The sequence below is a fragment of the Gilliamella sp. ESL0250 genome (genome assembly GCF_013345045.1).
In the GTDB taxonomy this organism is placed as follows: domain Bacteria; phylum Pseudomonadota; class Gammaproteobacteria; order Enterobacterales; family Orbaceae; genus Gilliamella; species Gilliamella apicola_H.
In genome coordinates, this window is sequence record NZ_JAAEDV010000005.1 from 39,557 (window position 1) to 64,487 (window position 24,931).

Annotated in this window: 19 protein-coding genes; 8 read left to right on the forward strand and 11 right to left on the reverse strand. The window is 35.3% G+C overall.

Going from position 1 to position 24,931, the window contains the following annotated elements:
- Positions 1 to 69 precede the first annotated feature (69 nt).
- The 6 genes from GYY69_RS05545 to tssB form a co-directional block, all read right to left on the reverse strand.
- A complete protein-coding gene (locus GYY69_RS05545) occupies positions 70 to 558 on the reverse strand; it encodes an Hcp family type VI secretion system effector (protein ID WP_065590676.1) in 489 nt (162 codons plus the stop codon).
- Positions 559 to 594: 36 nt separating this feature from the next.
- Positions 595 to 2,355 carry an OmpA family protein gene (locus GYY69_RS05550; RefSeq protein ID WP_174796782.1) on the reverse strand — a complete coding sequence of 587 codons (1,761 nt, stop codon included), beginning with the start codon at positions 2,353 to 2,355 and terminating at the stop codon, positions 595 to 597.
- Positions 2,356 to 2,365: 10 nt separating this feature from the next.
- Positions 2,366 to 3,031, reverse strand: coding sequence for a type VI secretion system protein TssL, short form (gene tssL, locus GYY69_RS05555; RefSeq protein WP_174796783.1), 666 nt, complete (start codon positions 3,029 to 3,031; stop codon positions 2,366 to 2,368).
- A gap of 10 nt (positions 3,032 to 3,041) precedes the next feature.
- Positions 3,042 to 4,394, reverse strand: coding sequence for a type VI secretion system baseplate subunit TssK (gene tssK / locus GYY69_RS05560; protein ID WP_174796784.1), 1,353 nt, complete (start codon positions 4,392 to 4,394; stop codon positions 3,042 to 3,044).
- Between the two features lie 27 nt (positions 4,395 to 4,421).
- Positions 4,422 to 5,954 (reverse strand): type VI secretion system contractile sheath large subunit, encoded by a 1,533-nt coding sequence (gene tssC, locus GYY69_RS05565; RefSeq protein WP_065637773.1) that lies wholly within the window; start codon positions 5,952 to 5,954, stop codon positions 4,422 to 4,424.
- A 76-nt stretch (positions 5,955 to 6,030) separates the two neighbouring features.
- On the reverse strand, positions 6,031 to 6,531 hold the full coding sequence (gene tssB, locus GYY69_RS05570; RefSeq protein WP_174796785.1) for a type VI secretion system contractile sheath small subunit: 501 nt from the start codon (positions 6,529 to 6,531) through the stop codon (positions 6,031 to 6,033).
- Positions 6,532 to 7,050: 519 nt separating this feature from the next.
- On the opposite strand from tssB, the gene ubiU reads away from it, so the two are divergent.
- From ubiU to csdE (GYY69_RS05590), 4 genes are all read left to right on the forward strand, one after another.
- Positions 7,051 to 8,046: a ubiquinone anaerobic biosynthesis protein UbiU gene (ubiU, locus tag GYY69_RS05575; RefSeq protein ID WP_174796786.1), complete on the forward strand. Its 996-nt coding sequence runs from the start codon at positions 7,051 to 7,053 to the stop codon at positions 8,044 to 8,046.
- 160 nt (positions 8,047 to 8,206) lie between these two features.
- Positions 8,207 to 9,085, forward strand: coding sequence for a U32 family peptidase (locus tag GYY69_RS05580; protein WP_174796787.1), 879 nt, complete (start codon positions 8,207 to 8,209; stop codon positions 9,083 to 9,085).
- On the forward strand, positions 9,042 to 10,265 hold the full coding sequence (gene csdA, locus GYY69_RS05585) for a cysteine desulfurase CsdA (RefSeq protein ID WP_238786527.1): 1,224 nt from the start codon (positions 9,042 to 9,044) through the stop codon (positions 10,263 to 10,265). Before GYY69_RS05580 ends, csdA begins: the two co-directional genes overlap by 44 nt.
- 68 nt (positions 10,266 to 10,333) lie before the next feature.
- Positions 10,334 to 10,729 (forward strand): cysteine desulfurase sulfur acceptor subunit CsdE, encoded by a 396-nt coding sequence (gene csdE / locus GYY69_RS05590; RefSeq protein ID WP_174796788.1) that lies wholly within the window; start codon positions 10,334 to 10,336, stop codon positions 10,727 to 10,729.
- A 269-nt stretch (positions 10,730 to 10,998) separates the two neighbouring features.
- On the opposite strand, the gene GYY69_RS05595 is transcribed toward csdE (GYY69_RS05590), so the two are convergent.
- On the reverse strand, positions 10,999 to 14,709 hold the full coding sequence (locus GYY69_RS05595) for a DEAD/DEAH box helicase (protein ID WP_194240608.1): 3,711 nt from the start codon (positions 14,707 to 14,709) through the stop codon (positions 10,999 to 11,001).
- 299 nt (positions 14,710 to 15,008) lie between these two features.
- Here GYY69_RS05595 and csdE (GYY69_RS05600) point away from each other — a divergent pair, with 299 nt between their 5' ends.
- Entirely contained in the window at positions 15,009 to 15,404 is a 396-nt protein-coding gene (gene csdE, locus GYY69_RS05600; RefSeq protein WP_174796789.1) for a cysteine desulfurase sulfur acceptor subunit CsdE, read from the forward strand.
- A 42-nt stretch (positions 15,405 to 15,446) separates the two neighbouring features.
- Here csdE (GYY69_RS05600) and dolP read toward each other — a convergent pair whose 3' ends face one another.
- Positions 15,447 to 16,025: a division/outer membrane stress-associated lipid-binding lipoprotein gene (gene dolP / locus GYY69_RS05605; RefSeq protein WP_174796790.1), complete on the reverse strand. Its 579-nt coding sequence runs from the start codon at positions 16,023 to 16,025 to the stop codon at positions 15,447 to 15,449.
- Positions 16,026 to 16,264: 239 nt separating this feature from the next.
- Here dolP and GYY69_RS05610 point away from each other — a divergent pair, with 239 nt between their 5' ends.
- Together GYY69_RS05610 and GYY69_RS05615 are read left to right on the forward strand one after the other, a co-directional pair.
- The gene (locus GYY69_RS05610) at positions 16,265 to 16,963 is read left to right on the forward strand and encodes a DUF1266 domain-containing protein (RefSeq protein ID WP_174796791.1); all 699 of its coding nucleotides are present in this window, start codon (positions 16,265 to 16,267) and stop codon (positions 16,961 to 16,963) included.
- Positions 16,960 to 19,650 (forward strand): J domain-containing protein, encoded by a 2,691-nt coding sequence (locus GYY69_RS05615; RefSeq protein WP_174796792.1) that lies wholly within the window; start codon positions 16,960 to 16,962, stop codon positions 19,648 to 19,650. The genes GYY69_RS05610 and GYY69_RS05615 overlap by 4 nt, the downstream gene beginning before the upstream one ends.
- A gap of 58 nt (positions 19,651 to 19,708) precedes the next feature.
- Here GYY69_RS05615 and GYY69_RS05620 read toward each other — a convergent pair whose 3' ends face one another.
- The 3 genes from GYY69_RS05620 to xthA form a co-directional block, all read right to left on the reverse strand.
- The gene (locus GYY69_RS05620) at positions 19,709 to 21,379 is read right to left on the reverse strand and encodes a molecular chaperone HscC (RefSeq protein WP_174796793.1); all 1,671 of its coding nucleotides are present in this window, start codon (positions 21,377 to 21,379) and stop codon (positions 19,709 to 19,711) included.
- 125 nt (positions 21,380 to 21,504) lie between these two features.
- Entirely contained in the window at positions 21,505 to 22,839 is a 1,335-nt protein-coding gene (xseA, locus tag GYY69_RS05625; RefSeq protein ID WP_174796794.1) for an exodeoxyribonuclease VII large subunit, read from the reverse strand.
- A 39-nt stretch (positions 22,840 to 22,878) separates the two neighbouring features.
- Entirely contained in the window at positions 22,879 to 23,685 is an 807-nt protein-coding gene (gene xthA / locus GYY69_RS05630) for an exodeoxyribonuclease III (protein WP_174796795.1), read from the reverse strand.
- Positions 23,686 to 23,801: 116 nt separating this feature from the next.
- Between xthA and tyrA the strand changes: the two genes are divergently transcribed.
- Positions 23,802 to 24,923: a bifunctional chorismate mutase/prephenate dehydrogenase gene (gene tyrA, locus GYY69_RS05635; RefSeq protein ID WP_174796796.1), complete on the forward strand. Its 1,122-nt coding sequence runs from the start codon at positions 23,802 to 23,804 to the stop codon at positions 24,921 to 24,923.
- Positions 24,924 to 24,931: the final 8 nt, after the last annotated feature.

The window sequence follows — 24,931 nt, forward strand, 5'->3', positions numbered from 1 at the left end:
CTTTCGTTATGTTATTGTTTATAAAAAAATGTTGATTCTGCCGTAATGGCAGAATCAACAAAAACCACATTAGGCTCTACTTTCAACCCAGCTATCTGAGTGAATGATGTTGCCATCTTTATAAGTCCAAGTGATTTTTTCGTAACGTAGTTCAATACGCTCTAAATGATTGTATTGTTCTTTTGTTGGATCTTTAATATTGTGCATTTCAGGTTTAATAGAAACAATTTTTACGTTATCCATTAATGTATTGAAATATTCAATTTCCTGACCTGCATCATTAATTTTGTACCATTTGATTTCAACAGACTTTAAGTTTTGGCCTGTAGTTACAGCTTTGTAAAGATAAGGTGATGAAGCATCAACTTCTTTAACAAATTCAAGTGCTTTATGAACGCGAGTTCCGGTTAATTTACCTGTATTACCATCGGTTGGAATGTAGACTTTGTGATCAAATTCAACCACTTCAACACTTCCTTCACGTCCTACTACAGTTACAGAACCTTTAATTTCTGCACCACCATCGTCTTTTAAAAACATATACGCTGGAACTGCCATTGTTTTTACTCCTTTTTTGATTTTTATTAAACACTCTTAGTTTTCATTTGCCAAAATACAATTTGACATTTGAGGAACTAAGCTAATTTCTACTCGCCGGTTTTGTGCTCGACCTTCCAGAGTGTCGTTACTAACTAGCGGTTTTTTTGCTCCATACCCTTGTATTGCAAAACAGGTTTCAGGGATATCACTGGCTTTTATAATCCAGTCTCGTACTGCTGTTGCACGCTCAAGTGATAATTGAATATTTTTATTTTCATCACCAGTGGAGTCAGTATGCCCTGCAACTAAAATAAGCCACCCTGTTCCGTGGTTAGCATTTATTTGTTTTTTCATTTCAACTAACGCATTGACTAATATTTTGGTTGAATCTGATTTTAAGCTTGATTGGCCACTTTCAAATAATGCTAAACTATCTAGACGAATCACGGACGGTGCTTCTTTCATGATAACTTTTTCTTCTTTAATAATAATTTTTTCTGGCTCTGGTGGTTTAGCAACATAATCACTCATAGAGACATTTAAAGGCTCAAGTAATTGCTGTCCATGATAAAGCCCCATACCTAAACGAACAGGTTCCCCCTGAGCTAAATATTGATTTAACATTGTTCTATCGCCTTTAAGTAACTCAAGTGCTTGTCGCTTTTCTTCATAACTGTCCATCGAAATTAAATGGTAATGCCGAATATCATTTTGTATTTGATCGGAAAGTTTAATATTGTTCCAAAAAGATGCGCCTAAACACCCCATAATAAATATGGATGTGATCGTAATTAATCCACAGGCCATCGTGGCAATAGGCGAAAATGGGTAAGCTATTGGCATAAATTTAATTAAGGAATCGGGCGGACTTACATTATCTTCAATTTTATGGTTATTTGGCAGTAGTAAAGTCGTGATACTTTCCCATTGTTTTTGCATAATATTGTTATTTACAATAGATTGATTTATAGGATAAATCGCTATCCCTGTTGGATTACATTTTGCAATAGGCTGTTTTGGATCAATTAACGTTGATAACACGACTTGTTCAATCCAAGATTGTGCTTCGTTTAGCAATGGTCTTAATCGTAATCGTCTTTCCCGTTCGCTTGAAGGCGTTTTAATATCATTAACCCAATTGTTTAGAGGCGATAAATAACGATCAAGCAGAAATAATTTGTGATCGACTAATTGAAACCAGTAAACAGGTAATGGATTTTGTTCATCATAAATTAAATTATTTAGACCAATATGTGTCGATAAGTAAACAGGCAGTTGATATTTTGCAATGCGACATGTATCTGCCCATGATTGACGAAATGCCTGCAATTTAGCAATGAACAATCCTTGTTTATCCTCAAGTTCAGGCGTTAAAGCAAGAAATATGCCTACCCGCCCTATCATATCTGGCCATTTTGCGATTAATGAATCATAAACAATAGGTAAATGAGAATACTCTTCAACATAGATCCATACCGCTTCGGATGAAACAACAATATTCGATTCTGCTATGGATAGATCCTCAGGAAAAAAGTCTTTTGCTGCACTACCAGTTACCAATAAGATAGGTAATCGATAACGTTGCCTTGCCGGTAATAAATCAAGCTTTTGAGTTAAAAAATCAATATTTGTTGTTGATAAAGCAAGCATTCGCCGATAGCGTTGCATTCGCCATAGCAATCCACCTGCAATAACTAAAACTAAAACCGTACCAATAATTTTCCAACCGACTGCTATTGGTAAAAAAACAAATAGTAACAATAAGCTTAATATAGCAGCATAAATGATTTGAATTCGTTTAGGGTAATCGCTCATAAATTCCCCTTTAACCTACAATTTTTTTAATCAACGTATCAAGTCGATAATCTAATAAAAAGTAAAGAACAATAACCAACAAAACGGATAACGCAGTACAAGATAACAGCATCGTTTTGCGCCCTAAATAACGATAAGTTTTGGTTTGTTCAATAATAGGATGAGATTGTTCTGGCTCGTACTCTCGTACAGCTTCACGTAGGGCTAAAACCAAGTGTTCCCTTTCCATTTGAGGTTTATCAAGATAGCACCCTTGAAAGCCAAGCCCAAGCACTCTGTCAAAGCAACTTAATACTAATGGATCTTTTTTATCTGCTTTTAAGCGTCCGCGAATTTTTTCAAATAAATCATAACCAGCATTATGTGTATTAAAAAAAATGACTTGTAATGGTGCGCCTAACCACTCATCATAATTTTGTTTTTCGGGGTTATCACGATGGCAAAGTAATACTGTTTCATCTAATAATGCACATAGGGCATAACTTATATCATCAATCACATCTTGACTATATTGTGCCTTATATAACGTCTCACGAACGGTCGTCACTTGCTGTTTACAAAGTTCATATAATTTATGTCCTGATGGAATATCCGCTTTCGCTTTTAATTGGACAACAACTAATATTGAATCCCGTAATAATTCATCAATGACTATTGTTTGTGGTTCTATACTCATAATCTTGACCTTATGATCGCAAAACTGCGAAAAGTTCTAGTGAAATATCTGGCATTGCTCTTGGTACATAAAACTCACAACATCGAGTTTGCAACATATTTTTTGCAGCACTATGCGATAGATCCAGTGCAAAATATTGATTTTCTAAACGCATAGGTATTGCTGCTGGAACATGGCTAAGCGCTTTTATTGGTATACCCGATAATGCTGAATGTATAATTTGCCTTACATCATCTGGTGCACCGGCTTTACATAATATTGGAAACTGAGACTGTAATTGATGTCCGGGCATACTTGAACGTACAGAGAGATAAAAATCAGCATCTTCAACAAGACGAGAATCGTTTAAGCGACCTGTCCATAATGTATCTTTATTATGTACTAAATCAATTTTAATCACTCGAGATGGTAAGCTTTCTTCTAACAAATTACGCACTAATCCAAATAATGGTGGAAACACTTCATTAAGGTTGGTGTGTTGATAAGCTGGAATTTTATCGACATCATTTGCTAATGAAAACGTTAACAATGCACCTGTTAATGCCGTTAAGGTTTGGTAAAGGTTTTCTGGGTGAATAGTTGGATTATCACGTAAAAATTTGAGTTGAGGCTCAAATGTGTTTAGTGCATTTAAAAGCCAAAACAGGGATACATCAGCTATTGCAAATTCAGCCATTTGTTCGTTACGTTCATGTCTCATGCCCATTAAACGTTGACGTTTAGCTTGTATTTGGATACATAATAATTCTAACTCTTTTATTAATGTTCCACTTTGAGTGAATAAATTAATTAGTGGAGGAAGATATTCAAAATCAAGTACAAAACGACCATTTAGATCACGCTTAAGGCATGCAATTGGACATGTTAAATAATCACTATGATCTTCAAAATCAAATAAAAAAGTTAACGCATAACGCTCAACAGCAATTGTTTCAGCATTTTGTCCAAATAGATCTACCACTTCCATCCATTCTTGTCGATAGCGAAGCGGTCTTTCAAGTTGTTGATTGTCTTGTAGACAGTTACCTCCATTAGCTTGTAGCAATGGTATCCCAATAAATACAATGACTTCTTCACGCTCAGGTGGAACATCTGTATTTAGTGTTCTAGCTTCCGGTAATTTATCGGCCGTATCAGTATTAATTAGCACGCCATCACGAAATCGAATACTAATAGATTCTGCCTGCAAGCGATCGATTGTCAGCGCTTGCGTATCTATGACTAATTTTTCAACACCCCATGGGTTAGCTACTGCCATAGCAGCTAACTTTTGAGAGGAAAACTGTTGCCATAACGCCTGTTGCTGAAATTGTTGAGGTGTCAAAAAGACACCTTCATTCCATAAAGGACGAAAAATTTTCATGAATCCTACCACCCAGATTTTTTGATATTAAGCTTTAGCTTTTGGCATTTGTGATACCATCGATAAATTAATATCCATTCCTTCAACCTGGAAATGTGGGATTAAAAATGTTTTAACACGGAAGAATCCTGGGTTATCCTCAATATCTTCAACAATAACTTTTGCTTCTCGTAATGGATGAGATGCTTGAACTTCGTCACTAGGATCAGTCATTTCAGTCACAAGATTGCTAATCCATTTATTTAACTCAAGTTCAAGAACTCGACGATCTTTTGTTGTTCCAATATTTTCTCGCTGAATTACTTTTAAATAATGAGCAATACGTGATAATAAGAAGATATATGGTAAGCGTGCATTAATACGGCTATTTGCTGTTGCTTCTTTTGTATCATATAGCGCCGGTTTTTGTGCCGAATTTGCAGAGAAGAAACAAGCATAATCTCTATTTTTATAGAAAGACAGCGGTATAAAACCTAAATTAGCAAATTCAAATTCACGTGTTTCTGGGATAAGAACTTCAGTTGGGATCTTAACTTGGTTGCCTGTACCTAAATCGTAAAGATGGATAGGTAAATCTTCGACAAGGCCTCCAGCTTGTGGACCTCGAATTTGTACACACCAACCATTACGAATAAAACTTTGTACCATGTTAGCTGCAAAAGCATACGAAGCGTTAGCCCATAAATAACGACTATGTTCAATGCCTTTAACATCTTCAATATAGTTAAAACTACGGACAGGTACTGTATCAGGACCATAAGGTAAACGAGCTAATACTCTTGGTAAAGTTAAGCCAACATAACGTGAATCATCCGTTTCTCGGAAACTGTTCCATTTTGTATATTCAGCTCGATCAAAATAATTTGCAATATCTTTAATTGCAGCAACTTCTTCCATGGTTTCTTTGCCAAAGAATTTTGGACCGACAGAACCAACAAATGGCATATGAGCTGCAGCCGCAACTTTTGAAATATTGCGTAATAAAGCTATATCTTGTGGACCACGATCAAATTCATAATTCGAGATAGTTACACCTATTGGTTCTCCACCCGGTGTATCATATTCTTGAATATAAGTATGACGATAAAAACCTGTTTGGATGATTTCTGGTGCATCTTCAAAATCTTGGCGAAGATCTTCTTTTGAAGCATCTAATAATTCAATTTTTACGTTACGTCGAAAATCAGTACGATCTACTAAAAATTTTAAACCACGCCATGTCGCCTCAATTTCTTGGAAAGTTTCATTATGCATAATCGCATCTAATTGTCGGCTTAGTTTTTGGTCGATTTGGCTAATATGGTAATCCAATAAATGTTTGTCTAGTTTTTCAACTTTTTGAGATGAGCTTTGAATCAATTTAAGTAAAATGTCAACAGCCATGGTGACACGTTCATCTTGTGAGGACTCAAATAATACATCATTATCTTCGTATTTATCGATCTCACCAGCTTTTTGGATTGGATTTAAATTTATTTTATTAAATAAAGATTGGTAAACACTACCATTATCTTCTAAAACGGTTTGGCTAACACTTTTTTGTTCTGTTTTTTCGTTCATTGCTTTTTTCCTTATTGTTCATCAATAACGATATAATTTATTTCGAAAGTAACTGAGATAATTTATTAAAAAACACTTATTTTGTGTTTTTAGATACAATTGATTCTAATTCTGCACGAAGCTCATCAGATAATTGTTCATCTTTAACAATTTTCTCTAGTTCGTAACGAAATGTAGCGTTGTCTAGTAAGTTAGATTTCAAATCTCTTAATAAATTACGCATAGCAAGCAAAGAACGAAGCTGAGGAATGTTTCTTGCAACTTGTTCAGGTTTAAAATCATTCATTGATTCAAATGCAAGTTCTACACTAATATCGCTACCATCATCAGCAAGAGTATTTGGTACACTGATTTTGGCAGAAGGTCTAAATTCTTTTAATACTGCATCAAAATTATTTTTATTAATAGATACTTTCTCTTTTTCTGAAAGTGGGCGTTTGTCTTTACCTCGACCATAATCACCAATAGATAAAATTTTTAAAGGTAACTCAACTTTCTTTTGGGCCCCACCAGTATGAAGATCTAGTTGAATATTAACACGAGCAGGAGGTACTTCGTTTTGATAGCTATTTGACATATTTGATTCCTTATGAAACACGAATAAATTGATAATTTCTTAAATAATATAAATAGATAATCTTTATGATATAATAAATTACGCTATTTTTCTACAATTATTAATAAAATTCCAAATATTATTAATGTTTTATAAATAAAAACTTACATATCTTGATCATTAAGATAGTGTAAAAAATTGATAAATAATGAATTATTTTTATTCACATTATAAATATTACCATATATCTTATTTTTGTACTTAACCAGAGTTTTATTTATACTGATCATAAAACATGCAATTAGATATGATATAAAATATTTCCCCAAAATGCCGTTCCAAGCGTAACACATGTAATGGCTTATACTGCGATTTTTAGCAGTAATTGTTATTCATATAATTTGTAGGAATTACTGTTTATACAATAAACCAAGCATCTGATGTTTTTTAGCTAACACTATCGCTTTCTATTCGCATTACACTCGGAATTATTGCATAATACACAGCGTATAAATTACCGAAATTAAGTTAGGAATAATTATGGAACTTCTTTGTCCAGCAGGATCTTTACCGTCACTAAAAGTGGCCATTGATAACGGTGCTGATGCTGTTTATATTGGTTTGAAAGATGACACCAATGCCCGTCATTTTGCTGGTTTAAATTTTAATGAAAAGCGATTGTTAGAAGCTTCAGATTATGTACATAAACGCGGTAAAAAGTTACATATTGCCATTAATACTTTTGCTCATCCTGAAAATTTTCAGCGTTGGCAACACGCTGTTGATACAGCAGCCAATATTGGCGCCGATGCGTTAATTATTGCTGATCTTGCCATGCTTGATTATGCGGCTGAAAAGTACCCTGATCTTGAACGCCATGTTTCTGTGCAAGCGTCTTCAACCAATGAAGAATCAATTAAGTTTTACTATAACAATTTTCAGGTACATCGTATTGTGTTACCACGTGTACTTTCGATGCATCAAGTCAAACAGTTATCACAAGTTTCCCCTGTTCCGCTTGAAGTATTTGCTTTCGGTAGCCTGTGTATTATGGCGGAAGGGCGCTGTTATTTATCATCCTATTTAACCGGTGAATCACCCAATACCGTTGGAGCTTGTTCGCCTGCTAAATTTGTTCGCTGGGAAGATACCGGAAAAGGGCTTGAGTCACGACTCAATAATGTGTTAATTGATTGCCATAAAAAAGGCGAAAATGCGGGTTACCCAACGCTATGCAAAGGGCGTTATTTTGTTGGCGATAAGCTTTATCATCCAATCGAGGAGCCAACCAGCTTAAATACTATTGAGTTATTACCTGAACTATTTGCTGCTAATATTGCCTCGGTTAAAATTGAGGGGCGTCAGCGTAGCCCTGCTTATGTTGAACAAGTGACCAAAGTATGGCGACAAGCCATCGATCGCTATAAAGCCAATCCGCAATCATTCCAAACAGAAAAAAGCTGGATGGATACGCTTGGCTCTGTTTCAGAGGGAACACAGACAACATTAGGCGCTTATCACCGTAAATGGCAATAACTTAATTTGCTTATTAAAACAAATAATTAAAAAATATACATTTTAAATGTAATATTTCGCTTTTTATATCTTCTGTTTTTATTGTAAATAAATACTGGCGATAAGGTATTATGTTTAATAATTTAATTCATCTAATATAAACAATATTGTGAGCAAAACTATGAAATACGCATTAGGACCATTACTTTATTATTGGCCTAAAACCACAACAGAAGCGTTTTATCATGCTGCCAAAGAGAGTGCAGCAGATGTTATTTATATGGGCGAAACGGTGTGTACCAAACGCCGTGAAATGAAAGTTGTCAATTGGCTTGAACTGGCGAAAGAAATTGCTAAATCGGGTAAACAAGTGGTACTTTCAACCCTAGCGTTACTTGAAGCACCATCAGAATTAAATGATTTACGACAATTAGTCAATAACGGCGATTTTTTAGTCGAAGCAAATGATTTAGCTGCTATTAATATTGCGCAAGAGCATAAATTACCATTTGTTGCAGGCCCTGCTATTAACTGTTATAACGCATTAACTTTAAAATTATTACAAAAACAAGGGATGGTGCGTTGGTGTATGCCGGTTGAACTTTCTCGTGATTGGTTAACCAATGTACTTAATCAGTTTGAAAATTTAAATATTAAGCGAAATTTTGAAGTTGAAGTCTTTAGCTACGGTTACTTACCTTTAGCTTATTCAGCGCGTTGTTTTACCGCTAGATCAGAAGACAAGCCTAAAGATAAATGTGAAACATGTTGCATTAACTATCCCGTTGGGCGTGAAGTGTTCTCGCAAGAACAGCAAAAAGTATTTGTGCTAAACGGTATTCAGACTCAAAGTGGTTATTGTTATAACTTAGGCAATAATCTCAAAGAGATGAAAGGATTAGTGGATATTGTTAGAATTTCTCCACTTGGTCTTGAAACACTTGATATTGTCAAGCAGTTCAAAGCCAACGAAGATGGATTAAACCCACTACAAATTGAACATAAACGAGATTGTAATGGTTACTGGAATGGTATTGCCGGACTTGAACTTACCCAATAAGCATTTTGTACCTGAGCAATTTAGGGCGAATTTTCCTGCGCTTAATAGTGAAAGCGTATATCTTGATTCGGCAGCAACCGCACTTAAACCACAAGTGATGATTGATGCAACATTTGCGTATTATGCACAAAATACAGCAACCGCAAAGCGTAGTTTGTATCAAGATGCTTTGCAAGTCACAACAACAATTGATAGGGCAAGGCAAAATGTTGCTGATTTAATTCATGCTAATAGCAGCTCTGAAATTATCTGGACACGAGGAGCAACCGAATCAATTAATTTAATCGCACAAAGCTATGCTCGCCCGTTGCTACAACCTGATGATGAAATTATTGTGAGTGAATTAGAGCATCATAGCAATTTATTACCTTGGCTAATTGTTGCAACACAAACGGGGGCTAAAGTTATAAAATGGTCATCGGATATTGATGAATTATTATCTCTAATATCAGTAAAGACTAAAATCGTTGCAATAACCCAAATGTCAAACGTCACTGGATTTTGCCCTGATTTAGCAACAATTAGCCACATTGTTCATCAACATAATGCGGTTTTAGTTGTTGATGGTGCTCAAGGCATTGTTCATCATGCGCTTAATGCCCAGCAATTAAATATCGATTTTTATGCTTTTTCAGCCCATAAATTGTATGGACCAACTGGTCTTGGTGTTTTATATAGTAAAAAGGCCTTACTTGAACAAATGTCGGTTTGGCATGGTGGCGGAAAAATGCTAAAAAGCGCTTCATTTGATGATTTTATTCAAGAAGATCTTCCCTATAAATTTGAAGCAGGCACGCCCAATATTGCTGGGATTCTTGGCTTTAACGCAACACTTGAATGGTTAAAAAGTTGGGATAATAAGCAAGCAGAGAACTACACAAAGCAACTCGCTGACTACGCAAAATCACAACTAAACCAATTTGCGGATATTCAATTTTATAGTGTGGATAGTAGCCCGATTATTACGTTTAATATCAATGATATTCATCATAATGATATTGCTATCTTATTAAGTGAACAAAATATTGCGATCCGCACTGGTGAGCTTTGTGCCCAGCCTTTGATAAATAAATTAGGGTGCCACGGCGCGGTTCGTGTTTCATTGATGCCATATAATAATCAGCAAGATGTGGATAAATTTATTTCAGAGTTGCAAAATGCAATTGAAATATTAGTGTAATTTTATACTAAAACGTATAGTTTCCTGAAACTTTTTTACAAACAGTTAACCGTAAATAGGTCAATATTATGCTATCACAGCAAAGCTTAACCGAATTATTTGCAAAGCAACGTACTTGGCAAGATCGCTATCGACAGTTAGTGATATTAGCCAAGCAATTGCCTGATTTTCCTGAACAGCTAAAGATAGCGCAAAATCAAATCAATGGCTGCGAAAATCGAGTTTGGCTTAGTTATCACAAGCAGGCCGATAATACTTATATTTTTAGCGGCGATAGCGAAGGGCGAATTGTGAAAGGGTTATTAGCCATTTTAATCATCATTGCCAATCACAAAACAGCACAAGAAATTGCAGCTATCGATTTTCAATCCCTATTAAGTCAGTTAAAAATTTCCGATGAGCTAAGCCAATCACGTTTGCAAGGGCTTGCTAAATTAATTGAGCGCATAAAATCAATCAGATAAGTTTTGATAATCTTTATTTAACATGATGTGTGAGTTAATTTATAACCCTGAAGAGTAACAGAAGGGAATCAAACAGTAAAAAAATTGAATCCAAATTAAGCTTTAGAATTAACCAAAAAATTAGATGACATACCGCACCCCTGAAAATTTAAAAATATTGCGATGATAATTACCATCGCACCAAGCCACATTATTTGAGAATTTATAATATAATGTCATCAAACATAAATAGGGAGATGACTAACAGTTAAATTTTTATTTATCGATAATTATTTCACTGGTAAATACTGCGCCATTATTCGACAATGTCCTACTCCTGACCAAGAAGCATAAGAGCCAATAACATAAAAGTTCTGTTTAGCTCTTGATGCCGCAACGTTAATAATATTAGGTGTACCAGCCGCCCATAGACGCGCTCCATTATGTTTATTTTCTGGAGCTCCAAGCACTAATATCACGCTATCTGCTTCCCGCCCTTGAACTGTATGAATAGTTCCGATTCGGTCAATGATCCATTGATTTAAATTAATATTAAGTTTTTCAAAAAGGTCTTTTTCTTTTCTTAAACAGTTTCTTAATTCGTTAGCCACTATCTTGAATGGCGTAATAATAAATAAATCGGGCTCGGTAATGCCTTGATGGGCAATTTTATTTAAAAGCTCAATCACTATTTTTCCCTCATCAGGACACCATTTTGTATCCGCTTGACCATTTAAATCAAACCAACAAGAAGAACCCAATATATTACCAATCACGCCTGGTTGATGGTGCCCTGCTGCATAAACCATTTGCCCATCATAAGCAATATGATTAGAAATGCTAAACATTGGCTCACAACAGCGTCGATGCACTAATAATGGGATCCCGACATTACGTCCTCCTGTATCATTCCTAAAAGAAGATTGGTAACTAGAAGCTCTATCAGCTAGTGTTTGAACAGAAGCATCAGGTGCGCTCCAAAGTGTTTTATTTACGTTAAAAAATCGACATATCTCTTCGTTTAAACGTAATGGAATAGAAGTAACGGGCGGAATTTGTAATGGATCACCAACAACAATGGTTCTTTTGGCACGAGCTATAGCACCCACGGCAGCTTGGGGTAATGCTTGTCCTGCTTCATCAATTAATAACCAGCCAATTGAATCTTGATTTAGATCTCCCATCATACGTTCAAAAGAAGCAAATGTTGTTGATATAACAGGCACGGCAAGAAACAGCGTTGACCATAAATCAGATAAAAATTGTTTTTTGTCTTGTTCTTTTAGCGCACCAGGCATCATAAAAATACTTAAATTATGTAGGATTTTTTGAGCACTAGCATTTATAAAGGCTTTGTGAAGATCCATAGCTAGCATGAACAGTCGCTCTCGTTTTTTATGTAATTCATTTGGTAACCAAGGGGAATTTAGATTATAAAGCTGATGATCAGCAAAAAAAGTTTTATCCTCAATAAGACGATTACCGAGTTTAGTGCGATAAGAATCAATATATTGGTTCAATCGCGCTAGCTCATTTTGTTGTTTAATTTGGGATTGTTGTATATTCGATTGTTTTTGTTCTAATTTTTGTTTTTCAGATAAAAGTTGTTCTACAACAGCTTGCGCATTTAGAAAAAGTTTTTTTCTAGAGTATGATGATTGTTGTAATTCTTTATGTTTATGTAACCATTGCATCCAAGCCTGAGTACGAAATAAACGAGCAAACAATCCCGGCTTTTTTTTCTTACTTAGGTTCTCAATATGTTGGGATTTCTCATACAATGCTTCATAAGACTGATATTCTGCTTGTTGCTGCGCTAATTGTAAATCTAGTTCTTGTTTCTTTTGTTGATAATTTTGTTGAACAGTATATTGTTCAGTAACTTTCTGACTAATTTTTTGCTTATTTAAACAAGCTTGTCGTAGTTGTTCTAATGTCTTTAATGCAGCTTCAATTTCTGATTTAAGTTTCAAGAATTCATTTTTTTTTGCTTGCCATAAGCTTACGGCTTGTTGAAGTGTTGTCGCTGGTCGCTCTATTGAAACAATTTCTGGTATTTTACGGGCAATAACGTTGCCTTGCTCATCTGTAATCTCTTTTGTAACATCATCACCTTTAGCAGCTTTTAAATAAATGCGAAAACCATACTCTTCATTCCACCAAAATGTTTTTTGAAAAATTGTCCGATTTTTGCTATTGCCAAGCACAGCAGCCATCATGCCCCAAGTTTCATTCAATGGTAAATTTGAATTGTCGGTTTGCTTATTATCATCAATCGATAAATTATAAACATGATTACTTATTGCACTAAAATAGTTAAATTCATCAACCGAATAACCAATAGCTTTACTTGCTGGTAACTCTTTACTGATGTTTTCGACTGCTTTATTATTACTTGAAGCCACAACTATTTCATGCCCTTTTAAGCAAGTATCTAGTTGATAAAGCTGATAAAATCCTTTTCCTGCGGGAATTTTACCTCCGACAGGTATAAAAGCTTTCTCGGGTTCATCAAAAGCACACATTGCCAGAGCACGATCAACAACAGCCGAAGCCACAATGTCCCTTAGCAATGTCGTTTTACCCGTTCCAGGAGGGCCATTTACAGCAATAATGCCACCATTATCCCTCAATTCCATTCTTGTTAAATTAACAGCCGCTTGTTGTAAAGTGACCAACGGATGTCCACCTGGCGAAGGCCAACGGGATAAACTTATATTCTTTGGAGCCAAAACTTTTTCTAAAAGAACGTGATTAGTCAACAAATCATTCACATTTTTTATTTCTGTTATACCCAAATAGGCTTTAATTCCTTTATTAACTGTTTTGTTTTCTACTTGTTGAGCGATTTTAAGCAGATCATTAAAATAGAATGAATTTAATAGTGGTAGTTCTGGCGGCGTTTTCGCTTTGAAATGGTGGTACGTACGAATAATATACTCAGGTGGCTGAACAAGATGATCTGGTAGTTCAAACTGATTAACCAACCAATAAAAAGCATTAATGATCATTGTTTTATTTAATGGTATCAGTTGACCTTGCTCATTGGTTTTACGTAATAATTTTTGAAGATGCGCCAGAATGGTGCGTTCAATGTTTATCCATTGATTAAGTCCATTTAATTGTTTATTTAACGTTAAAGGTAAAGCCCAAGCAAAACTAGAAATTGCAATACCGTTTTCTTCTAATAAAACACCATTATTATCGACCAGTAATGAACCGATAACAGCGTGTTCTGTAGTTCTTTGGTTTAGTTCTTCATCTCGACCAAATACTTTAATAAGATCTTTGATTGCTTCTGACATAGAAATTGAACCTAAGCACACCTGATAATAGATCTTATAATTAGGTCTGCTTTTTTGCTGCTGTAACCACGGCAAACCCGTATGAGTTGTATTGATAATATTATTACGATCACCATTAGCTAAATCTTCTGGTTTTTTGTAAGTTTGAGGCGCCAAAGCTTCTAACGCACTCCAACTTGAGAGAATCGATAATGGATCGTTGTTTTTATCTATTCTAAGACTATTCACTTGTTCGTTTATTCTTTTTATTTCTGGTAATTGAGAGTAAGTCTGAACTTTATGCATACACTCCGATATGTGGCTAGATTGCTCGACCGTTTGAGTCGCATGTTGATGATGATTTACATCCACGTCTTTTGAAATAATCTTATTGTCGTTTACTTTTTCTACCTGTACACAACGCTGAAATTGTGAATCTTTTTCTATTGCTTGTTTGTTGTTTATTATCTTCTCACTAAAATGTTGACTATCAGAATTCTGATTGTTCACTTTTTCTTTTAACGATACAATATTTTTATTTTTTGAAAGATAATTACTTGTTTTTTCTAATAAAATCATAGCCTTCTTGGTTGAACGGCATTCCAATTCCATCACAATCAGATTTAAGATTTCAAGATTATTATTATTTTCTTCGGCAAGATTTTGTAATTGTTCAATGTTATATCTAAAATAGGGTCTGTTATTTTGACGTATCATAATACTATTTAATCCTTATTTTTGCGTCAACAAAGGTACAACTAAGCTAGCGTTTTATGGCATATAACCTAAATATGCTTTTATTTTCAGCATACCACATCATAAATTGTTTATTTAGGTAATACAATTTTTTCATATTGTTGTTATCAATACTGTACGTTGCTCCATTTTTGAACGACTTAGTTTACCATCTAACTGTATCCTGTTAAATTAAACCTACCAAAAAATAGTTTTATATATCAAATGATAGATTCCTGAAAGTTTTTTACAAAATAGTCAACCATAAATAGGTCAATATTATGCTATCACAGCAAAATTTAACCGAGTTATTTGCAAAGCAACGTACTTGGCAAGATCGCTATCGACAGTTAGTGATATTAGCCAAGCAATTGCCTGATTTTCCTGACAAGCAAAAAACAGAGCAGAACCAAGTCAATGGCTGCGAAAATCGAGTTTGGCTTAGTTATCACAAGCAGGCCGATAATACTTATATTTTTAGTGGCGATAGCGAAGGGCGAATTGTGAAAGGGTTATTAGCCATTTTAATCATCATTGCTAATCACAAAACAGCACAAGAAATTGCAGCTATCGATTTTCAATCCCTATTAAGTCAGTTAAAAATTTCCGATGAGCTAAGCCAATCACGTTTGCAAGGGCTTGCTAAATTAATTGAGCGCATAAAATCGGTTGCATAAAAAAGGGGACTAATGCGCCCCCTGTCTTTTATATAGTTTCCGTTAATTTTCAGTATAAGTGTAAAGTGTGATGACTTTTTTTACACCACTGACTTTACTTGCAATTTCAGCTGCTGCTTTGCCTTCTTCTGGTGTAACAATTCCAATTAAAAATACTTCACTGTTTTCGGTTACCACTTTAATTTTGCGAGCTTTAGTTTTGGCATCTAAAACTAACCGAGATTTAACTTGAGTAGTTATCCAAGTATCATTAGTAATTGTCACTGCCCCAACGGGTTCCCCAATACGAATTTGGTTATAGACTTTTTTTACCCCTTCAACTTGATAAGCAAGCTTTTCTGCTTGTTCAACTTGTTCACTATTGGCTTGTCCAACTAAAAGGATATTACCACCATAAGCACTCGAAACGATACGCGAGCCAATAAACAAAGGTCCATGGTCTTTAATTTTTATACCCATGCGTGAACTGAGCGTTGTATCATCAACTTGGGTGCCAGTGGTACGAGGATCTGTAGCAACTTTTGCTGTTGCACCTGCACCAACGCCAATAACTGCAGCAACGCAACCTTGTAATGTTAATGTACAAAATATTAACATTATCATTAAGGTAATTTTTTTCATTATCACTCCTTATGACTTATTACTTAGTAATAATCAAATTCCAATAAATTTACCATTATTATGCCTTGTAGATATTGATTTGCAAAATGATTTTATGATTTATGCAGGCTTATAATGGTATTTATATTTCATTATAACTTAGCCACACCATAAATTCCCGCCTTGAATTTCAATTTTTATTTTGGTGTAAAATCTGCTATCTTTTGATAAAAAATAAATCAGATGATTGGAATAAAAATATGAATCAAGATGTTATTGATTGGTTATATGGCTTGTCTGCGCCAATGGTTGCCTTAAGCAAGAATAATGGTGCAAGTTATACTTCACCGTTCTTTTATCCCGATCGGGATTTTATGGATATGAGTGAAAGTTGGAGAATTGATTCTCGCCAGACATTACTAAACTGTGTCTTTGATATGGTTGATGATGGGCATGCACCTTTATTATCTCAATATTATTCAATCTATTCTCGATTTTCTGAATCAGACTGGCATGATTATTGCCAAGCACAAGATGATTATCAAAAAATATTACTAGAGTTTGTTGAACAAACTTTTTGCGTATGTGGCTATGGCGGCATTCGTAGTTGGGATTATGCACGTATGGGATATGTGCTACGCAATGGCACGACCAATAAATATATTACCGAAGAAGAAGCGCTATGGATTTTTTCAAGAATTGCTGTTCGTTCTCAATATTTTTATGAATCTTGGCATAACTACTTTGCGGGTTGGTCGGTTGGTTTTCAATTTTGGGAATCACTCAACAATAAAGAAGATCTTGAAGTATTACGCTGTGAATTAACCCGAGCATCACAAACAAATACCATGAAAATATTAATTACCGACAAGGATTCTCCTTGCAATCGCCTGCCTTGGTATATTGAGATTGACGAACTAGAAAAGCCTGAATCACTAACGGAGTATGATTGGTCATGAATACAAATTTTTGGCAATTGCTGGGCATAGATCAAACAAAAGATACAACTGTTATTCGTCAAGCCTATCGTGCAAAATTACCCTCATATCATCCTGAAACGGATCCTGACGGGTTTAAAGCATTGCGCGAAGCTTACGAATCGGCAATGAATTATGCAAATTTGCCCGAAACAGCCGTTGACGAAACTGCACAGAAATCAGAAGAAAAAGAAGCGCCATCATTAACAGAAGAACAAATTAAAGCGAATGAAATTTGCGATGCTTATCAAGCCCTATTAGAAGATCCACAGCGTTGCTATAACATTGATGAATGGCAAAAATTTATCGGCTCATTCTATGACTATCCCATGACAGTTATTGATTCGGTAAAATGGCGGCTATTAGAGTTAAGTTACGAAACAACAAATATATCCGAATCATGTGTCAAAATTTTAGCCGATAATTTGCGCTGGCGTCAGCAATTGATGACACAATTCACTGATGAATTTGAAAAATATGATAATTATTTAAATCACATTGATCGTGGCGATGTCTTTGATTACACATGCTTACCGACAACAAATAAAATACTACAAAATACAACTATCGATTATATATATTATACCAAATGGTTATTTTGGGAACGTAGATCTGAAGATGTTTATGCATTTTTATGTCAAGATACAGTTATTTACCTTCCTGATGATAAAAAATTTATGCTCGAATTTGCTCATTGGCACAGTGCTGCGAGCCTAAAAAATCAATCTATTTTGGATTACGCTTTAAAATGCATTGCCGAAGACGATCAAGACGAAAATATTATTATCGAGTGGAAATATATTGCTGCCATCCAATATACTTTGCTTGAAGATAAACAAAATGCCTTACAGGCTTGGTTAGAATTGTATTATTCAGGTCATTATCAACAAAAAGCAGAAAGCTGGATAGCAGGTTGGTGTGTTTATTTTGAAAAAAATTACTTCCCATTATTAGTTATGGCACTGAATAATAGTTATTGTGTCGCGGTCGATAAAACAAAAAATTATTTGCATACTATTCCGCAAATTACTGCAACCACAACGGCACGATTAGCTGGGTTAGAAGATATCAATGAATATTCAAAAGAAATCGTCGACTTTGTTAATTGGGCTTTGAGTACAAACTGGAATTATAAACAAGTCTTATCAATATTGTTACGTGATGATGGTAATAATCGATTATATCGTTTATATCGACATGCCATTATGTTGCGCCATGGTAACGAAAGATTATTACAAGAAATTTTAGATGAGCAAAGTGATGATCCATTTGAACAATTTATTTTGCAACATTTGCAACGCCAAGCACAACAACATCTTGCATGGCTTACAGAACTTTCGCCAGTACAAGAATTTAAAGCATGGTTATTTGATAATAATGAAAATGCTCAACTTCCAACCCAATTCGATCCCGACGAAGATGGCAAGCAAGTTTTATATGGTCGTTTATGGTTAGATAGATTCGAAGATATCCCTGATATTGCTCAATCACACTTATATCAAAGCTTTCATTATTCAAATATGGAGATGTTTGATTGGATTACGTTTTTAAAATTTAATAATTATTATCAACTACCAAAATCTCCAGATCCTTCAGTTATTGCTAATAAGAAAGAAGCTTATTGGCAATGGTATCGTCGTTACTTATTAGTAGTCGCAATTGCTTGTGAACCAATAAAAACTGCGAATTATCTTCAACAAGAAAATAATACCTTTGTTCTCGAGGAGGATGACCCATTTAAACCGTTAATAGAGATATTTAAGTATGGAAATTGGAAAAATGAAACAGAGTTATATAATCTGATTAATAATGATGGCAGACTAATTAATTGTGTTTTAAACAATTATCAAAATTCGATTGAATGGTTTATTGATGCGCCTCACCTTATTGATTTTGACGATATTGGGCAAAAACTAGAGTACGCATGGGCACAAAAACTGGCGAATAGAAATCCAATTTATTTAATGTTGTTATACATAATTGTATTCAATAAACCTGAGCAAAAAGCCAAATTAAGTCAGGTATTGCACAACATTATTGGCAATGATAAAAAGTTAATAAAAATATCAAAAAATCTACAAAAGAATTGGGTTGCGCCATCTTCTGTTGGCAAAATAAAATGCAATCACATCCAAACCGATCAAATAATGATCTTTGCTGAGCGTTTGTCTAACTATTACGGTATACTTGATAAAAGTGAACTCGAAATATTAGACAAGTTTAAAAATAACAGTGACTATGATTTAATCTTGCGGCTTTGTGCAGCATTACTTATAGCAAAAAATACCGAAAATCAAAAAAAACTGGACTCACAGTCATTGCCTATAAACAAATGGTGGCAGTTTTGGCGTTGGAATGGGCGAGCAAATCTAAAAGGTTTTATTGCACAATTATTTTGTAATTTTGTACTGTTAAATTTAATGTCGGTACTTAGCAAGTATTTTGAGCCAAATAGTCCAACTTTTTCTATGATTTGTTATTCTATTGTCGCAACTAACACGGTTTTTGCTATAAAGCGACGCCTAAATGACAGCTATAAAGGGCAGCCTTTATACTTTTTGACTTCAATACTGATTGCGCCCTTCTTTTTGAAGCCATTTTGGCTTCCTAGCATTGAACAAAACAATCGCTTTGGACCACCACTAGAAGAAATTACCGAGAAAAAATAAACTAAATAAAGTTCCCTTTTTTATTTACTAAAAAAGGGAACTTTTCAAATTTTATCTGTTATCGATTAAGATCTTGTAGATCGGATTCAATTTCACAACGAATTTCGTTAATTTCTTCAGAATTTTGTCTATTTAATACTTCCATAAAAGCTTCAATATATGATCCAATTAATAGTCGTTCATCACCCAATGATTGGGCCCATGCTCGTTCTAATCTAGCCAATAAGGTACGATTTGGCATTTCGTCACGTGGATGAATCTTAAGTGATTTTAAGCGTTCATGACTTTCTTGTTTTTGCTTGTCTGTTAAACCTATTGGGCTATGATCGATAACCTTACCGTGCTGTTTGCCTGTCTCAAGTAAAACCACATCAACTTCTAATAAGCCATTTAAATCATAACTAAAGCGAACATCAATTCCTTGTGTTTTTTCCATTGGCGTTACAGGCACTTCAAACTCATCAATTAAAACATTGTTTTCAACGCGTGGATTTTCACCTTGGTAAACCGAAATACAAATCATCTTTTGTTGAGGATGAGTTGTATAAAATGTTTTTACTTTCGAAGTTGGTACAATAGTATTACGTTCAAGAATGGGTGAAAATAATCCACTGACATTATTTGAACAACTTTCAATCCCAAGAGTATAAGGACACACGTCGGTGAGAATGACTTCTTCTACATCTTTATTACGCAATCGGCAAGCAGCTTGAACAGCGGCACCTTGAGCGACAATTGTAGTTGGGTTTATATGACGATAAGGTAATTTTCCAAATAATTTAGTAACCAATTCGCGCACTACACCAAGTCGTGATGAACCACCAACTAATACAATATGCTCAAGCTGATTAGGCTTTAAACGTGCATCATTTAATGCTTGTTCGACCGGTGCTCGCAAACGATTAAGTAACGGTAACCAGATCATTTTAGCTCGGCTTTCATTGAGTGCAAATTGCCACTGCTTATCTTGCCAAAACCACGTCAAATTGTGCATCTGTTCACCATTTAATTTGCATTTTAATTGCTCTGCCAAATCTAACAATCGAGCATAATCATCTGCTGGAATATCTTGTTGCTTAAGATTCCATTCACTTAAGCAAGCTTTAACAAGCTCTTGGGTAAAATCTTCACCACCTAAATAGTTATCACCTGCCGAAGCGTGCACTTCAATAATTGGCATCGAATATTCAAGCACAGTCACATCAAACGTGCCACCACCTAAGTCAAATACTAAAGTATTACCTGATTGGTCTTCATGTAATCCGTATGCCATGGCAGCGGCTGTTGGCTCATTAATTAAACGCACAGCATTTAATCCCGCTAACTCAGCAGCAAAACGAGTTTGCTTACGCTGTTCATCATTAAAATAAGCAGGAACAGAAATGACAACATCACGAATTTCTTGCTTTAAAAAAGCCTCTGCATCTGCTTTCAATGATTTTAAAACCATGGCTGAAAGTTCAGTTGGCGTAAATTTTTTGTTACCTAATTCGAAAACTTTATTTGAACCTAAAAAGCGTTTAAAAGCGGCTGCGCTACGATTAGGATGCGTGGTTAAACGGGACAATGCCGCATGTCCGACTAAAATAGAATCGTCTTCATCAACACTAACTGCAGATGGTGTAACAACTTCACCAATTGAATTAGGAATAAGGAGTGGTTTACCATCTTGCCAAACACAAATTAAACTATTTGTCGTACCTAAATCAATACCTATCGGGTAACTCATAACCCCTCTGAATAATATAATAATTTCCTATTGTTTAGATTATATACTAGTGATCACTTGAATTGCAAAAATGATGTTAAAAACCGGTAAAAACAGTTTATGAATATTCTTTAAAGATAACGAGTTTATTCGTTAATTTCGATAATTTGACTAACCAGTTTCCCTTTCTTTAATTTTGTTATGATAAATTCCCCGACCTTAACTTGCTCAAAGCGACGAACCACTGTGTTGTTTTGGTTTGTGGTAACAGAGTAACCTCGCTCGAGTGTAGCCAGCGGGCTAACGCTATTGAGTTGTGAAGTTTGTAACACAAATTGATGCTGTGACTTTGTTAACTTCTGATCAACTAAATTAATGAGTTGCTGCTGTTTTTGTCGAACCAATTGCCCTAAATAGGTGATGTTATTTTGTGGCGATACGCGTAATAATCGCCTATCTAAAAAATTATGGCGATTTGACTGCTTGAGAAAATATTGCTGAATATTTTCATATAATGAATGACGATAGGTTAAAAGTTGATTCAATTGTTTTTCTAATTTTGTTTGCGGATGTTGAGTCTGCAATTGATGATGCCATTTATTGAGTTTTTCTCGACACTGTATTAAATAATAATCCATTGCCATGGATAAATGTTGTTCTTTTGCTTGAATACGTTTTATTTGATCCAAATTATCATGACTCACTAATTCGGCTGCAGCAGATGGCGTGGCCGCTCTAACATCAGCCACAAAATCGGCAATGGTAAAATCAATTTCATGCCCAACCGCACTGACAATAGGTAATTGACTTGCAAAAATAGCCCTTGCCACCACTTCTTCATTAAATGACCATAAATCTTCAAGCGAGCCACCGCCTCGCCCAACGATTAATACATCACATTCTTGACGAATGTTGGCAATTTGAATCATTTTAGCAATTTGCCCTGCCGCTTCACTGCCTTGTACTTGTGTTGGGTAGATAATCAAATGCAAGCTCGGATCTCGCCGTTTTAATATTTGGCAAATATCATGCAGCGCAGCACCCGTTGACGAAGTGATAATCCCAACGGTACGAATATTTTCAGGTAATGGCTGTTTATAAATAGGATCAAATAAGCCTTCGTCAGACAGTTTTTGTTTTAATTGCTCAAATTTTTGCTGCAATAATCCCGCACCTGCAGGTTGAATTTTATCAATAACCAGTTGATATTCCCCGCGCGCCTCGTACAATGTAACAGTTGCTCTCACTAAAACCTGCTGTCCATTTTGTGGTGTAAAACTGGCACGAAAATTACTATTACGAAACATGGCACAACGAACTTGTGCACTATCGTCCTTTAACGAAAAATACCAATGTCCTGATGATGGGCGTGAAAAGTTTGAGACTTCCCCCATTAACCAAATCTGACCAATAGCATTACAAAGCAGATCCTTAACCATTTGATTAAGATCTTTAACCGATAGAATCGAACTGTTTTGCATGCGATTATCCTTTTACAACTATATTATAACTAGACAAGTTTAAACTAAATCAAATTGAGCCCAAATTGGCGCATGATCAGATGGCTTTTTCATTGCACGAATATCATAATCAATCCCAGTTTGCTTGCAATACGCCATCATTTTTTGGCTTGCTAATATTAAATCGATTCGTAACCCTGTATGGCTATCAAAACCTTTTGAACGATAATCAAACCAAGAATATTCAAGCTCAGTTGGATGAGCATTGCGGTAAGTATCAATAAAACCAAGCGACATTAAACTATTCATCCATTCACGTTCTTCGGGTAAAAATGAACATTTACCCGTGCGTAGCCAACGTTTACGGCTATCTTGTGAAATGCCAATATCTAAATCAGTTGGGCAAATATTCATATCGCCCATAATTAAAGATAACTGATTACTTAATTGCCGCTGGTTAATATAGGCTATTAAATCCTGATAAAACTTACGTTTAGCTGGATATTTAATTTCATGATGTAAACTTTCACCTTGAGGAAAATAACCATTAATTACCGTTAAATTGCCTTGACTAGTTGGTAATTCAACCATGATCAAACGACATTGCGCATCATCACTATCAGTAGGAAAACCACACTGTACAGACAGAGGCTTTTGCTTAGTTAATAACGCCACCCCATAGTGGCTTTTTTGTCCGTGATAATGTAAGTGATAACCGAACTGTGCTAACTCGTCAACGGGAAACTGATCGTTATGAACTTTAGTTTCTTGTAAACCAATTATATCTGGTTGGTGAGTATCAATAATTGCTGCTAACTGATGAATTCGCGCGCGAAGGCTATTAATATTAAACGAGATAACTTTCATGATTATTTTATTATGTTAGATTTAATGTTGCAGTTGCCCCATCCTACCAAAAATACGTTATACTGTTAAGCTATTACAGAAAGAGTTGTCATTTGTGATAAAAGGAATCACCAAATATGTCTACCGAATTACTTGCCTTGCGCGATAAAATCGATGAAGTTGATAAATCCATTTTATCTTTAATTACCAAGCGATTAGCATTAGTTGCCGAAGTCGGCGAAGTAAAGAGCAAACACGGTATTCCGATTTATGATCCTAAGCGTGAAGCAGACATGCTAGCAAAAAGACGACAAGAGGCTGAAAAAGCAGGCATATCCCCCGTTTTGATTGAAGATATTTTACGTCGTTTAATGCGTGAATCTTATATTAGCGAAAATGACAAAGGCTTTAAAAAAGTCTATAGTGGCCAAGGCTCGATAGTAATTATTGGTGGTAATGGGCAAATGGGGCGGTTGTTTGCTCGATTATTTACTTTATCTGGCTATCAAGTTAAAACATTAGGTTCCAAAACGATGCATCAAGCTGCCGAAGTGGTTACCGATGCTGCGGCAGTGATTGTCACCGTACCGATAAACAAAACTTGCGAAATCATCAAACAATTACCGCCATTACCCCAAAATTGTATTTTAACAGATTTTACATCCATAAAAGCCAAACCACTCCAAACAATGCTTGATAAGCATCAAGGCCCTGTAGTCGGATTGCACCCTATGTTTGGCCCTGATGTACCCAATTTAGCTAAACAAATCATCGTTTATTGTGAAGGTCGCAATCCCGCAAAATATCAATGGTTAATTGAGCAAATGCGTATATGGGGAGCTAATTTGTGCGCCATGGATGCCAAAGAACATGACAAATGCATGTCGTTCATCCAAGCTCTGCGTCATTTTACTTCTTTTTCGTATGGTGTTAATTTACAACGTGAACAAGTTGATTTAGAACAATTAATCGCACTTTCTTCGCCTATTTATCGCCTTGAACTGATGATGGTTGGGCGTTTGTTTGCTCAAGATCCCGAGCTATATGCCGATATCATTATGGCATCGGATGATAATATCGAATTAATCAAACGCTATTACGAACGCTTTGGACAAATGGTTAAATTAATTGAACAACGCGACAAAACAAAATTTATCCAGAATTTTAACGAAGTGACTACTTGGTTTGGCTCTTACGCAGAGCGCTTTATCAAAGAAAGCCAAGTATTATTAAAATTTGCCAATGATAATCGAGAGTAACTTAATAC